Source organism: Streptomyces sp. NPDC016677 (assembly GCF_055562815.1).
Genome location: NZ_JBVHEO010000001.1, coordinates 139,475 through 152,529, shown reverse-complemented (window position 1 = coordinate 152,529; position 13,055 = coordinate 139,475). Strand labels below are relative to the sequence as shown.

12 protein-coding genes are annotated in these 13,055 nt (G+C 73.2%); 3 read left to right on the top strand and 9 right to left on the bottom strand.

Features of this window, described 5'->3' with window-relative positions; genetic code table 11:
* Positions 1 to 91: 91 nt before the first annotated feature.
* A complete protein-coding gene (locus ACZ3IG_RS00650; RefSeq protein ID WP_467427711.1) occupies positions 92 to 610 on the bottom strand; it encodes a DUF2267 domain-containing protein in 519 nt (172 codons plus the stop codon).
* 106 nt (positions 611 to 716) lie between these two features.
* Positions 717 to 1,139 carry an Hsp20/alpha crystallin family protein gene (locus ACZ3IG_RS00645; protein ID WP_467427710.1) on the bottom strand — a complete coding sequence of 141 codons (423 nt, stop codon included), beginning with the start codon at positions 1,137 to 1,139 and terminating at the stop codon, positions 717 to 719.
* Between the two features lie 142 nt (positions 1,140 to 1,281).
* Between ACZ3IG_RS00645 and ACZ3IG_RS00640 the strand changes: the two genes are divergently transcribed.
* Positions 1,282 to 1,587 (top strand): hypothetical protein, encoded by a 306-nt coding sequence (locus ACZ3IG_RS00640; protein ID WP_467427708.1) that lies wholly within the window; start codon positions 1,282 to 1,284, stop codon positions 1,585 to 1,587.
* 29 nt (positions 1,588 to 1,616) lie between these two features.
* On the opposite strand, the gene ACZ3IG_RS00635 is transcribed toward ACZ3IG_RS00640, so the two are convergent.
* Positions 1,617 to 3,161 (bottom strand): MFS transporter, encoded by a 1,545-nt coding sequence (locus ACZ3IG_RS00635; RefSeq protein WP_467427706.1) that lies wholly within the window; start codon positions 3,159 to 3,161, stop codon positions 1,617 to 1,619.
* Between the two features lie 77 nt (positions 3,162 to 3,238).
* Positions 3,239 to 4,501, bottom strand: coding sequence for a DUF445 domain-containing protein (locus tag ACZ3IG_RS00630; protein ID WP_467427704.1), 1,263 nt, complete (start codon positions 4,499 to 4,501; stop codon positions 3,239 to 3,241).
* Between the two features lie 555 nt (positions 4,502 to 5,056).
* Here ACZ3IG_RS00630 and ACZ3IG_RS00625 point away from each other — a divergent pair.
* On the top strand, positions 5,057 to 6,475 hold the full coding sequence (locus ACZ3IG_RS00625) for an SGNH/GDSL hydrolase family protein (RefSeq protein WP_467427701.1): 1,419 nt from the start codon (positions 5,057 to 5,059) through the stop codon (positions 6,473 to 6,475).
* 37 nt (positions 6,476 to 6,512) lie between these two features.
* On the opposite strand, the gene ACZ3IG_RS00620 is transcribed toward ACZ3IG_RS00625, so the two are convergent.
* The 4 genes from ACZ3IG_RS00620 to ACZ3IG_RS00605 are packed head-to-tail and all read right to left on the bottom strand — an operon-like array spanning position 6,513 to position 10,002.
* Positions 6,513 to 7,307, bottom strand: coding sequence for a DUF1707 SHOCT-like domain-containing protein (locus tag ACZ3IG_RS00620; protein WP_467427700.1), 795 nt, complete (start codon positions 7,305 to 7,307; stop codon positions 6,513 to 6,515).
* 10 nt (positions 7,308 to 7,317) lie between these two features.
* Positions 7,318 to 8,355 carry an ABC transporter ATP-binding protein gene (locus ACZ3IG_RS00615; protein ID WP_467427698.1) on the bottom strand — a complete coding sequence of 346 codons (1,038 nt, stop codon included), beginning with the start codon at positions 8,353 to 8,355 and terminating at the stop codon, positions 7,318 to 7,320.
* On the bottom strand, positions 8,352 to 9,209 hold the full coding sequence (locus ACZ3IG_RS00610; RefSeq protein ID WP_467427696.1) for an ABC transporter permease: 858 nt from the start codon (positions 9,207 to 9,209) through the stop codon (positions 8,352 to 8,354). The genes ACZ3IG_RS00615 and ACZ3IG_RS00610 overlap by 4 nt, the downstream gene beginning before the upstream one ends.
* Positions 9,202 to 10,002 (bottom strand): ABC transporter permease, encoded by an 801-nt coding sequence (locus tag ACZ3IG_RS00605; RefSeq protein ID WP_467429135.1) that lies wholly within the window; start codon positions 10,000 to 10,002, stop codon positions 9,202 to 9,204. The genes ACZ3IG_RS00610 and ACZ3IG_RS00605 overlap by 8 nt, the downstream gene beginning before the upstream one ends.
* A gap of 284 nt (positions 10,003 to 10,286) precedes the next feature.
* Between ACZ3IG_RS00605 and ACZ3IG_RS00600 the strand changes: the two genes are divergently transcribed.
* Positions 10,287 to 12,677 carry a transglycosylase domain-containing protein gene (locus ACZ3IG_RS00600; protein ID WP_467427694.1) on the top strand — a complete coding sequence of 797 codons (2,391 nt, stop codon included), beginning with the start codon at positions 10,287 to 10,289 and terminating at the stop codon, positions 12,675 to 12,677.
* Positions 12,678 to 12,715: 38 nt separating this feature from the next.
* On the opposite strand, the gene ACZ3IG_RS00595 is transcribed toward ACZ3IG_RS00600, so the two are convergent.
* Entirely contained in the window at positions 12,716 to 13,036 is a 321-nt protein-coding gene (locus ACZ3IG_RS00595) for a DMT family transporter (protein ID WP_467427692.1), read from the bottom strand.
* Positions 13,037 to 13,055 lie beyond the last annotated feature (19 nt).

The window sequence follows — 13,055 nt, the reverse complement described above, 5'->3', positions numbered from 1 at the left end:
TGGTGGGGTGCGCGTCGGCACCGGGGGGCGGCCACCGTCGGCCCCCCGGTGCGCGGAGGGTGAACGGTGGCCGGTTTCCCGAGGAGCCGGTTCAGGCGGCGGGGGTCAGGTCCGCCCGGCCGAAGAGGAGGGCGTAGCCGGGCGGCAGGCGGTCCAGGATGCGGGTGGTCAGGTCGTCGCCGATCAGGGGCGGCAGGACGCTGAGCACGGAGCTGACGTCCCAGCGGGCGGTGGCCGGGGTCGCGCCCTCGATGCGCGCGGCGACCGAGTCGACGAACTCGGCGGCGGTCAGCGGGCGGGTGGCCGGGATCTGCGAGGCGACCACTCTGGCGGCCTCCTCCGGCAGGGCCCGGGCCAGGTCGACCCGTTCGTCGCCGACGACGTGGCCGCCGAGGGCGGAGAGGACGATGCGGGTGACGCGTTCCGCCTCCGGCCGGCTCGGGTAGCGGCCGGCCTCGCGCACCTCCTCGACCAGGTCGGCCCAGGCGGGGCGGGACGACGGGGGTGCGGTCACCGCCGGGGCCGAGGCCGTCGGGGACGGGGCCGAGGCCGTCGGGGACGGGGTCGGGGCCGGAGCCGGGGTCGTGCTCGGCAGCGTCGTCACGGTCATGTGGGGGCTTCTCCTCCGTTTCGGGCGGGTGCGGGGACAGACAGACCAAAGGGGCGTCCCGCGGGGCCGCCAGGAGTCGGGTGCCCGCAGGACGCCGCGTGAGTCGTCAGCCGCTGATCTGCTTGCGGTCGCCGCCGCCCGTGATCTGGATGCGGCGCGGCTTGGCCTGCTCGGCGACCGGGACGCGCAGGGTGAGGACGCCCGCGTCGTACGAGGCGTCGATGCGGTCCGTGTCGAGGGTCTCGCCGAGGAACAGCTGGCGGGTGAAGGTGCCGGTGGGCCGCTCGGCGACGACGGTCTCGGCGCCCTCGGGGGCGGGGGACCGGCGCTCGGCGCGGACGTTGAGGACGTTGCGTTCGACGTCCAGCTCGATCGACTCGGGGTCGATGCCGGGAAGGTCGAAGTGGACGACGAAGTCGTCTCCGGACCGGTAGGCGTCCATCGGCATCGCCGACGGGCGGGCAGCGGTGCTGAAGACCTGCTGGGCGAGCCGGTCCAGCTCGCGGAACGGGTCCGTGCGCATGAGCATCACAGTTCTCTCCTCTCCACAGGGTCTGTGCGATGCCCTCGGTACGTCTTCTTATATAGCTCGCGGGAGGAAAGTTGACAAGCCTGGGCTCAGGTATGGGGTTGCCGTCGGTGTTGTCGCAGGTGGGGGTTAGCCTCGGGGCATGACTCCAAGGATTCCCAGTGCACTGGTCGCCGCCGGCGGACTCGTCGGCGGGTACGGCGTCGCCCGCTGGACGGAGAAGCGTCAGCTCGGGGGCGTCGTGCTCGCCGCCGCCGGGGCGGTCGCGGCGGCGCAGTGGCGGCGGCGGGCGGGCGGCAAGGCGGCGGGGGCGCTCGGTGCCGCGTACGTCGCGGCGTTCGCCGGGTCGCACCCGCTGGCCAAGAAGGTGGGCGCCTGGCCGTCCGTGTGCGGCGTCGCGGGCGCGGTCGCGCTGGCGTCCTGGGCGGTGGCCGACCGGCGGGGCTGAGCCCCGCCGGTCGCGGTTCCCGCGTAGTCCTACACCGCCGCCGCTCCGGAAGCCCCGGGCGACCCCGGGGTCCCCGGCGACCCCGGTGTCCCGGCCGACGTCTTGGCCCCCGCCGCCGACAGCGGCTCGGCGATGTCCTCCAGGGAGCGCCGTTCCGCCTTCACCGCGAGGAACGCGGCCACGATGCCCGCCGCGCACATCAGCCCGGCGCCGATCTGGAAGGCGAGCACCGTGTCGCCGACGACGCCGGACTCGGTGAGGTCCGCGAAGAGCAGCGGGCCGCTGATGCCGCCCGCGGCGGTGCCGAGGGCGTAGAAGAAGGCGATGGCCATCGCGCGGGTCTCCATCGGGAAGATCTCGGAGACGGTCAGGTACGCGCTGGACGCCCCGGCCGAGGCGAAGAACAGGACGACGCACCAGCACGCCGTCATCGTCGTCGCCGTCAGCGAGCCCCGGTCGAAGAGCCAGGCGGTGCCGAAGAGGAGCACGCCCGACAGCAGGTACGTCGACGAGATCATGATCCGCCGGCCGACCGTGTCGAAGAGCTTGCCGAGCAGCAGCGGGCCGAGGAAGTTGCCCGCCGCGATGACGGCGAAGTAGTAGCCGGTCCGGCCGGTCGGCACGTCGAAGAAGGTGATGAGGATGGTGCCGAAGCCGAAGGTGATGGCGTTGTAGAGGAACGCCTGGCCGATGAAGAGGGAGAGGCCGAGGACGGCGCGGCGCGGGTACTTGGCGAAGACCGTCCTGGCGATCAGGCCGAAGCCGATGCTCTTGCGCTGGTGGATGGTGATCTCGCCGGCCGGCGGCGGCAGCTTCTCGCCCCTCTCCCGCTCGATCTCCTTCTCGACGGAGGTCACCAGGCCGTCGGCCTGATCGCCGTATCCGTGGATGAACTGCCAGCGCGGACTCTCCGGGACGTGCCGCCGGACCAGCAGGATGACCAGGCCGAGGACGACGCCGAGGGCGAAGCTCAGCCGCCAGCCGAGGTCCTTGGGGAAGATCGCGGTGTCCAGCATGACGATGGACAGCAGGGAGCCGCCGATCGCGCCGAGCCAGTAGCTGCCGTTGATGATGAGGTCGACCCGGCCCCGGTACTGGGACGGGATCAGCTCGTCGATCGCGGAGTTGATGGCCGCGTACTCGCCGCCGATGCCGAACCCGGTGAGGAACCGGAAGAGGAAGAACCACCAGGTCTCGAAGGACAGCGCCGTCAGCGCGGTCGCCGCCAGGTAGACCACCAGGGTCGCCATGAAGAGCTTCTTGCGGCCGTAGCGGTCGGTCAACCAGCCGAAGAACAGGGCGCCGGAGCAGGCGCCCGCCACGTACAGGGCGGCGGCCAGGCCGGTGATCTGCGCGGCGCTGATGTCCAGGCCGCTGCCTTCCTCGGCGATCCGGCCGGCCACGTTGCCGACGATCGTGACCTCCAGTCCGTCCAGGATCCAGACGGTGCCGAGGCCGATCACGATCATCCAGTGCCAGCGGGACCAGGGCAGCCGGTCCAGGCGGGCCGGGACGGCCGTGGTGACGGTTCCGGTGGAGGCGGGCACCGGGGCCGGCGACGAATCTGCTGTCATGGGCTCCCTCTCCGTCGAGCGACGCCTCCCTTGTGCCCTGGTCCTTCGAAGTCACGCCGGGAGGTCACACCGGGAGGTCACGCCCCCAGCATGCGCGAGACCGTGTAGATCAGCAGCCCGGCGAGCGAGCCGACCACCGTGCCGTTGATGCGGATGAACTGGAGGTCGCGGCCGATGTTGGCCTCGATCTTCCTGGTGGTGTGCTCGGCGTCCCAGCTCGCGACCGTGTCGGTGATCAGGGAGGTGATCTCCCGCCGGTAGGTGGTCACGACGTAGACGGCGGCGCCCTCCACCCACTGGTCGACCTTGCCCTGGACCTTGGTGTCGGAGGCCATCCGGGCACCCAGCGACAGCAGCGAGGCACGGACCCTGAGGCGCAGTTCGCTGCGCTCGTCCTCGGCCGCCGAAACGATCATGGATCGTACGGCCGTCCAGGCGGACGCGATCAGGTCCTGGACCTCGCCGCGGCCCAGTACGTCCGTCTTCAGCCGCTCCACCCGGGCCCGGGTCTCGGTGTCGGACTGGAGGTCGGCGGCGAAGTCGGTGAGGAAGCGGTCCAGGGCGCCGCGCGCCGGGTGGGCGGGCATGTCGCGCATCTCGGTGACGAAGCGCAGCAGTTCCTTGTAGACGCGCTCGCCGACCCGCTTGTCGACGAACCGGGGCGTCCAGCCGGGCGCCCCGCCCTGCACGGCGTCCATCACGGAGTCGCCGTGCAGGACCAGCCAGTCGTGGGCGCGGGTGACGATCAGGTCGACGGCCCTGCGGTGGCCGCCGTCGGCGACGACCCGGTCCAGCATCTTGCCGATGCCGGGCGCGATCTCCTGGGCGTCGGCGCGGCGGGTGATGGCCTCGCCGACCACCGCCTGGACGTCGGAGTCGCGCAGCACGGTCAGGGCGCCGCGCAGCGCGGCGGACAGCTCGGCGGTGACCCGGTCGGCGTGTTCGGGGACGGCCAGCCAGGCGCCGAGCCGGGAGCCGATGCCGACGGCGCGCAGCCGCTGCCGTACGACGTCCTCGGAGAGGAAGTTCTCGCCGACGAACTCCCCGAGGGAGACGCCGAGCTGGTCCTTCTTCTTCGGGATGATCGCGGTGTGCGGGATGGGCAGGCCGAGGGGGTGGCGGAAGAGGGCCGTCACCGCGAACCAGTCGGCCAGCGCGCCGACCATGCCGGCCTCGGCGGCGGCGGAGACATAGCCGGCCCAGGCGCCGGCGCCGTGGTGGGAGGCCCACTCGGCGAGGACGTAGACCAGGGCGACGAAGAGCAGCAGACCGGTGGCGGTGAGCTTCATACGGCGCACGCCGCGCCGCTTCTCCTCGTCGGCGGGGCTGAACGTCGTCATGGCGCGGTGAGGCGCCGCGGCACGGTCGGCTGCCGCGGCGCCCTCCGGTGGCGTGGCACGGTTCGCTGGCGTCGCGCCGTCCGGCGCCGCCACGCGGTCGGCCACCGCCCCGGGACCGGCTGCCCCGGCACGGTCGGGTGGCGTCGCCCCCTCCGGCGCCGCCGCACGGTCGGCCGTCGCCGCGCCCTCCGGTGGCGTGGCTCGGTTCGGTGGCGTCGCGCCGTCCGGAGCCGTCGCTCCGGCAGCTCTCGTCGCGCCGTTCGCCGGGGCGCCGGGGCGGGCGGGCCGCCCCTCGGCGGCGCTCTCGCCCTCGCCGTCGCCCGCGTCCTCCGGCCGTCCCGCGTTCGTCCGTTCCATCCGCTCCGCTCCACCCGTTCGGTGATCCCTCACACATTGTCCCTTCCTGACCGACTCCCGGAACGGAACACGAGTTCCCGGCGTCTGTCCGGAGGGGGACGGCGGCGGGGCCCCGTCCGCGCCCCCAACCCCATGACGCATCATGGGATCGTCGGACCGGAGCCCCGGGCTCCCATCTCCCGAGGAGAACAGCACCACATGACCCGCGGTCATGACGGGGGCCCGGACACGCCCCCGCTGCCCCCGGTACCTCCGGTACCCCCAGCACCCTCCGCCCAGCCCACCCGGCGCCCCTCGCAGCAGCGCGCCCTGCTCGCCGCCGTCCTCGCGTCGATACTCGCCCTGGCCGTCGCCATATACGTCGGGGTCGCGGCCGACGACGCCACCGGGAACCGTGCCTCGCGCGCCGCGGGCCACGCCCCGCCCGGCGCCGCCGCGCCCGCCTCCGCCGGCGCCTGGGTCGGCGCCTGGTCCGCCTCCCCCTCCGGCGCCGAACCGGGCACCCGGGCCACCGGCCTGGCCGGCCGCTCGGTGCGCAACGTCGTGCACACGGCCGTCGGCGGCACCAGCGCCCGCGTCACCCTGTCCAACCTCTACGGCGTCACCCCGCTGACCATCAGCCACGCCTCCCTCGCGCTGGCCGACGGCGCCGGCACCGCCGCCGCGGCCGACGGCACCATGCGGCGGCTGACCTTCGACGGCGCCACCCGGGTCGTCATCCCGGCCGGCGACCAGGTGATGAGCGACGCCGTACGGCTCACCGTCCCCTACGGCGCCGACGTCCTGGTCACCACCTACTCCCCCACCCCGTCCGGCCCGGCCACCATCCACTCGCAGGCCCGGCAGACCAACTACCTGGCCACCGGCGACCGCGTCGAGGACACCACCGGCACCGGCTACACCCCGACGCCGTACTGGCGCTACCTGAGCGCCCTCGACCTGCTCAGCAACGAGGCCGAGGGCACCGTCGTGGCGATCGGCGACTCCATCACCGACGGCGCCACCTCCACCGTCGGCGCCAACCGGCGGTGGACCGACGTGCTGGCCGCGCGGCTGCGCACGGCGGTCGAGGAGGGGCGGGACGTGCCGCGCTACAGCGTCGTCAACCAGGGCATCAGCGGCAACCGCGTGCTGACCGGCGGCGTGGGCACCCCGCCGGACAACCCGAGCGCGCAGGACCGGTTCGACCGGGACGTGCTGGGCCGCACGGGCGTCCGCGTCGTCGTGATCGACCTCGGCGTCAACGACATCCTGCGCGACCCCGGCGTCACCGACCCGGACCTCATCCTCGACGGCCTGCGCGCCCTGGTCGAGCGGGCCCACGCCCGCGGGCTGAAGGTGATCGGCGCGACCCTGATGCCGTTCGGCGGCCACCGCGGCTACAGCGACGTCCGCGAGGGGGTGCGGCAGGACATCAACGCCGCGATCCGCGACGGCGAGGTGTTCGACGCGGTCGCCGACTTCGACAAGGCGCTGCGCGACCCGTACGACCCGCGCCGGCTGCGCCCCGACTACGACTGCGGCGACAACCTCCACCCCAGCGACCGGGGGTACGAGCGGATGGCCGAAGTCCTCGACCTGGACGACCTGGAGGGGGCGGCACCGGCCCAGCTGTGAGGACACCGGGCCCCCGGCCCGGCTCAGTCCTCCCGGCTCAGTCCTCCCGGCGCGGGCGGCGCTCCCCGTGCCGGTCGCGGTCGTCCCGGTGGGCGTCCAGCATCCGCCGGTGGGCGTCCATCACGTCATCGCGCAAGGAGGCGTTCAGCTCCCTCCGCGCCTCCTTGCGCTCCAGCCGCTCCCGGCGCCGCTCCTCCTTCAGCCGCTGCCGCTCCGCCCGGGTCGGCTTGCGCTCCACCCCGACCCCGCCCCAGAAGGCGAAGCCGGTCACGATCACGCGCGGGGCGCCCGGGTCGCCCGGCACGCCCTCCTCACGGTGGTCGAAGCCGCCCATGACGCCGATACCGCGGACGACCACCTCGACGCCGGGCGGCACGACCACGTTCATCCCGCCCATGACCGCCACGCAGTTGATCACGACCTCGCGGTCCGCGAAGTCCGCCTCGCGCAGGTCGATCTCCCCGCCGCCCCAGAACGCGAAGGAGTTGAACCGCTTCGGCACCCGCCAGCGCCCCTTGCGCTGGAAGCCGGACATCACGGCGACGGCCCACGTCGAGGTCGCCTCGCCGCCGGTGATCCGCTCCGCCCAGCTCCCCGCCCCGGCCGGTTCCTTGGTCATCGACACCTTCGGCGCCGGCGCCGCCGTACCGACCGGCAGGTCCTTGGTGATCGGGGCCAGCTCGCCGTAGGTACGGGCCGCGTACGTGGCGTCCAGCCGCTCCTCGAACTCCGCCATGTCCAGCCGCCCCTCCGCGAGGGCGTCCCGCAGGACCTCGGCGACTCGCTCACGGTCGGCGTCGGATGCCCGGAGGTCCGGGGCGTCGTCGGTCATGTACAGCAGCCTACGAGTCCACCGCGCCCGGCACTATGCCTGGACCGCCGTGCCCGGCGCCCCACGCGCTCGCCCGCTCCGCGTACATCCGGGCGATCACCGCCTCGATGTCGGGCTCCCGCACCGACAGGTCCACCAGCGGGTGGGCGGCGGCGACCCGCGCCACCAGCTCGGCCGCCGACGCCGACGCCGGGAAGGCCAGCCACTGGCGGGGCCCCTCCACCCGTACCACCCGCGCGGGCGCGGGCACCTCGATCGGGGGCAGTTCGCGCTCCAGGTCGACCACCAGGGTCCGCTCCGACTCCCCCGCCTCGTGCAGCCCGGCGAGCGGACCGTCGTACATCAGCCGGCCGTGGTCGATCACCATCACCCGGGAGCAGAGCTGCTCGATGTCGGTCAGGTCGTGCGTCGTCAGCAGCACCGTGGTGCCGCGCTCGGCGTTCAGCTCGCGCAGGAAGCCGCGCACCCTGGCCTTGGAGATCACGTCCAGGCCGATGGTCGGCTCGTCGAGGTAGAGGACCTCCGGGTCGTGCAGCAGGGCCGCCGCGATGTCGCCGCGCATCCGCTGGCCCAGCGACAGCTGGCGTACCGGCACGTCCAGCAGGGCGCCCAGTCCGAGGAGTTCGACGCAGCGGTCGAGGTTCTCGCGGTAGCGGGCGTCGGGGATGCGGTACATGCGGTGCGCCAGCCGGTAGGAGTCGATCAGCGGCAGGTCCCACCACAGCGTCGTGCGCTGCCCGAAGACGACGCCGATACGGCGGGCCAGCCGGGTGCGCTCCCGGGACGGGTCGATGCCGGCCACCCGGAGCGTGCCGCCGCTGGGCGTGAGGATGCCGGTGAGCATCTTGACCGTGGTCGACTTCCCGGCGCCGTTCGGCCCGATGTACCCGACCATCTCGCCGCGCGCCACGGTGAACGACAGCCCGTCCACCGCCCGCACCCGCCGCCGCTCCCGGCGCAGGAACCCGGTCCTCCTGCGTACGTCGAAGACCTTCTCCACCCCGTCGAGATGGATGAAGCGCTCGTCCGCCCAAGCCGTCACCGTCAACTCCCCGTACTCCGGTAGGAACGCAGCCCCGCCCGCCACGCCAGCCCCGCCAGCGCACAGCAGCCCGCCGCCACCAGCGGCGACACGAACGCCGTCCAGCCCGGCAGGCCCAGCGGATACGGCCGCCCCAGCACATACGACGCCGGCACCCAGTTCACGAAGGCCAGCGGCAGCACGAACGTCACCCCGCGCACCAGTTCCTGCGCGAACAGCGTCGGCGGATACTGCAACAGCGTCGTCCCCCCGTAGGTGAACGCGTTCTGCACCTCGGAGGCGTCCTGCGCCAGGAACTGGAACGCCGCGCCCGCCACGAACACCGCGCAGAAGATCGCCCCGCCGGCGGCCACCATCACCGGCACCAGCACCACCTTCGCCGGCGTCCACGCCACGTCCAGCGCGGACACCGCGAAGCCCAGCACCAGCGCCCCCTGGATCACCCGGCCCACCCGGCGCGGGGCGAACCGGTCCGCCGCCACCTGCGCCAGCACCGGCGCCGGACGCACCAGCAGCAGGTCCAGCGTGCCGTCCCGCACCCGCCGGCCCAGCCGCTCCATCGACCCGATCGCCAGGTCCGCCAGCCCGAAGGCGACACCGGACAGCCCGTACAGGAACGCCACCTCGGGCAGCGACCAGCCGCCCAGCGCGTCCACCCGGGAGAACATCAGCAGCACCGCGACGAAGTCCAGCCCGCTCGTCACGAAACTCGCCGCCGTGGTGATCAGGAACGACGTCCGGTAGGCCATCGTCGACCTGATCCACATCGCGGCGATCATCCCGTAGGCGCGCGGCCCGCCGACCCCGCGACCGCCGTCCGGCGGCGGCCCGCCGACCCCCCGCCCCCCGTCCTCACCCACCCTGCACCACCACCCTGCGCGTGGCCGCCGCCCACACCAGCCGCCCCACCGCCGCCAGCGCCACCGCCCAGCCCGCCTGGAACGCGAACGTGCCCCAGGGATCGGCCTCCCCCAGCAGCACGTCCGCCGGCGCCTGCAACAGCGCCGACCACGGCAGCAGCCGCACCACCTCGCCGAGCGCCCCCGGGAACACGTTCAGCGGCAGCAGCATCCCCGAGCAGAAGAACCCGGCGATCCACGCCATCTGCTGCACCCCCGTACCGTCCAGCAGCCAGAACGCCGACAGCGCCACCAGGAAGCGGATGCCGTAGCTCACCAGCGTCCCCAGCACCACCGCCACCAGGAACGCCGCCCACGTCCCCGCGTCCGACGGCAGGTGGGCCGGGAAGAACAGCGCCCCGAACGCGAACGGCACCACCCCGCGCCCCGCCAGCTGGAACAGGCACCGGCCCAGGTCCGCCGCCAGCCACCACAGCTGGAAATCGACCGGCCGGTACAGATCGATGGCGATGTCACCCGAACGGATGCGCTCGGTCAGCTCGCCCTCCACGCCGCCGCCCCCGAGCGCCAGCGCCGCCAGCAGCGCCTGCCCCACCCACACGAAGGTGACCGCCTGCGCCTGGTCGTACCCGCCCAGCGACGGCCGCTCGTCCCACAGCGCCAGGTACGTGTAGACCAGGATCAGCCCGAACACGGTGTTGGTGAACACCCCGGCCGCGGTGGCCACCCGGTACGTCGCGTACCGGCGGAACCCGCCCGCGACGACCGCCGCGTACACCCGCCACCCGCCCACGCCCACCCTCCGACCTCCTCCCGGCACCGAAGCGCAGGAGCCTAGTACCGGCCGAAGGAGGCATGCCACGGGTTTTCCGCAGGCCGGTGCGGAGGGAACTGAACGACGGATGCGACAGTCTTGTTCACAGGGGTCACAGGAGTCCCCTGCGCGCGCGCATCACGCCGAAGCCGTACGGCCCCCACGTACGACGCACCGCAGGCACCGCACGCACCGCACGCACCGCACGCACCGCAGCACCGCACGCACCGCACGCACTGCACCCCAGGAGCCATACGCACACCATGAGCGACGAGCCGCAGCCGAAACAGCCGGCCCCGGGCCGGTCCGCCCCCAGCCAGGACACCACCGCCCCCTCGGGCGGCAGGCCGAAGCGCCCGAGGCGCACCGGCTGGCGCCGGATCGTCCCCTCCTGGCGCATGACGCTCGGCACCGTGCTGATCGCCGCCGTGCTGCTGGTCGGCGGCTTCCTCCTCGGCTACTCGCTGGTCAAGATCCCCTCCGCCAACGCCCTGGCGACCCAGCAGAGCAACGTCTACCTGTACGCCGACGGCACCGTCCTCGCCCGCGACGGCGAGGTCAACCGGGAGAACGTCGGCCTGGACGCCATCTCGAAGGACGCCCAGCACGCCGTCCTCGCCGCCGAGGACCGCGACTTCTACACCGAGTCCGCGATCGACCCCCAGGCCATGATCCGGGCCGGCTGGAACACCGTCACCGGCAAGGGCAAGCAGTCCGGCTCCACCATCACCCAGCAGTACGTGAAGAACTACTACCTCGCCCAGGAACAGACGGTCACCCGCAAGGCCAAGGAGTTCTTCATCTCCATCAAGCTCGACCGGGAGAAGAGCAAGAGCGACATCCTGGAGGGCTACCTCAACACGAGCTTCTTCGGCCGCGGCGCCTACGGCATCCAGGCCGCCGCCCAGGCCTACTACGGCACCGACGCCACCGACCTCACCGCCGCCCAGGGCGCCTACCTCGCCTCGCTGCTGAACGCGCCCAGCCAGTACGACGTCGTCGCCCACCCCGAGAACAAGGGCGCCGTGACCGCCCGCTGGAACTACGTCCTGGACGGCATGGTCGACCAGGGCTGGCTCGACGCCGCCGAACGCGCGGAGCTGACGTTCCCGATGCCGAAGGAGACGACCACCTCCACCGGCATGTCCGGACAGCGCGGCTACGTCGTCGGCATCGTCAAGGACTACCTCGTCGAGCACGGCATCGTCGGCGAGGAGGAGCTCGACCGGGGCGGCTACCGCATCACCACCACCCTGGAGAAGGACAAGCAGGACGCCTTCGTCGAGGCCGTCGATGACAAGCTGATGTCCCGGCTGGACAAGAAGAACCGCGAGGTCGACACGTACGTCCGGGCCGGCGGCGCCTCCGTCGACCCGAAGACCGGCAAGGTCGTGGCGATGTACAACGGCATCGACTACGTCAAGCAGTACACGCCCAACGCCACCCGCCGCGACTTCCAGGTCGGCTCCACTTTCAAGCCGTTCGTCCTCGCCTCCGCCGTCGAGAACTCCTCCGTGACCCAGGACGGCCGCCGCATCACCCCCAACACCGTCTACGACGGCACCAACAAGCGCGCCGTCCAGGGCTGGGACGGCGGCCACTACGCCCCCGAGAACGAGGACCAGCACTCCTACGGGCAGATCACCGTCCGCGAGGCCACCGACAAGTCGGTCAACGCCGTCTACGCGCAGCTGGCCGTCGACGTCGGCTCCGACAAGGTCAAGGAGACCGCCGTCGGCCTCGGACTCCCCGAGGACACCCCCGACCTGGTCGAGAGCCCCTCCATCGCGCTCGGCGTCGCCCAGGCCAGCGTCCTGGACATGGCCGAGGCCTACGCCACCCTCGCCAACCACGGCAAGCACGGCACGTACACCCTGGTCGAGAAGGTCGTGAAGGACGGCGACCGGGAACTGAAGCTGCCCGAGCGCGAGGAACGGCAGGTCATCAGCCGCGAGGCCGCCGACACCACCACCTCCGTGCTGCGCAGCGTCGTCCAGAAGGGCACCGCCACCGCCGCCCAGGCCGCGGGCCGCCCCGCCGCCGGCAAGACCGGCACCGCCGAGGAGGACACCGCCGCCTGGTTCGCCGGGTACACCCCGGAACTGGCCACCGTCGTCGCCGTCATGGGCCAGGACCCCGAGACCGCCGCCCACAAGCCGCTCTACGGCGCGACCGGTCTCGCCCGCATCAACGGCGGTGGCGCCCCCGCGGAGATCTGGGGCCAGTACACCCGCCAGGCCCTGGAGGGCGCACCGGTCGGCAGCTTCGAGCTGCGGCTGCAGCGCGGCGCCTCCGAGAGCGAGGCCCCCTCCACCGGCCCGTCGGCCTCCTCCACCGGCACCGGCGGCCCCGGCGACGAGGCGAGCCCGGACGCGTCGCGGAGCAGCGGCCGGACCCCGGGCGCCACCCAGCAGGTCACCCCGCCCGGCACCGGCGACACCGGCGCCACCCCCGGCGACGGCGCCCCCGGCGACGGCACCACCGGCGGCGAGACGCCCGGCACCGGCCCCGGCGGGGACGACGGCGCCGGGGGCGATACCGGGACCGGCGACGAGGCGCCGCCCGGCGGCGGCGAGGACACGGACGACGGCACCGGGGGCGACGACGACTCGGACTGGCCGTTCCCCGACAGCTCCGACACCACCGGACAGTGAAGCCGGGGAGGGCGGTGAAGCCGGGGAGGGCGGTGAGGTCAGTGCCCGGAGGTCGCCTTGAGCCCCACCACGGCCACCAGCAGCAGACAGACGAAGAAGATCCGGGCGGCGGTCACCGGCTCGCCCAGCACCACCATGCCGAGCACCGCCGCACCGGCCGCCCCGATCCCGACCCACACGCCGTAGGCCGTACCGATCGGCAGCGACCGGGCCGCGTAGGACAGCAGCAGCATGCTGGCGACGATCCCCGCGCCGGTGAACAGGGACGGGACGAGACGGGTGAAGCCGTCCGTGTACTTCATCCCGATCGACCAGCCGACCTCCAGCAGACCGGCGACGATCAACAGAACCCAGGCCATGACGGCACCTCCGAAAACG

Coding starts and splice junctions, on each gene's coding strand:
- ACZ3IG_RS00595 (WP_467427692.1), bottom strand. CDS start 13,036: ATGGCCTGGGTTCTGTTGATCGTCGCCGGTCTGCTGGAGGTCGGCTGG.
- ACZ3IG_RS00640 (WP_467427708.1), top strand. CDS start 1,282: ATGACTCCAAGGATTCCCAGTGCACTGGTCGCCGCCGGCGGACTCGTC.
- ACZ3IG_RS00620 (WP_467427700.1), bottom strand. CDS start 7,307: ATGACCGACGACGCCCCGGACCTCCGGGCATCCGACGCCGACCGTGAG.
- ACZ3IG_RS00650 (WP_467427711.1), bottom strand. CDS start 610: ATGACCGTGACGACGCTGCCGAGCACGACCCCGGCTCCGGCCCCGACC.
- ACZ3IG_RS00645 (WP_467427710.1), bottom strand. CDS start 1,139: ATGCTCATGCGCACGGACCCGTTCCGCGAGCTGGACCGGCTCGCCCAG.
- ACZ3IG_RS00630 (WP_467427704.1), bottom strand. CDS start 4,501: ATGACGACGTTCAGCCCCGCCGACGAGGAGAAGCGGCGCGGCGTGCGC.
- ACZ3IG_RS00625 (WP_467427701.1), top strand. CDS start 5,057: ATGACCCGCGGTCATGACGGGGGCCCGGACACGCCCCCGCTGCCCCCG.
- ACZ3IG_RS00600 (WP_467427694.1), top strand. CDS start 10,287: ATGAGCGACGAGCCGCAGCCGAAACAGCCGGCCCCGGGCCGGTCCGCC.
- ACZ3IG_RS00635 (WP_467427706.1), bottom strand. CDS start 3,161: ATGACAGCAGATTCGTCGCCGGCCCCGGTGCCCGCCTCCACCGGAACC.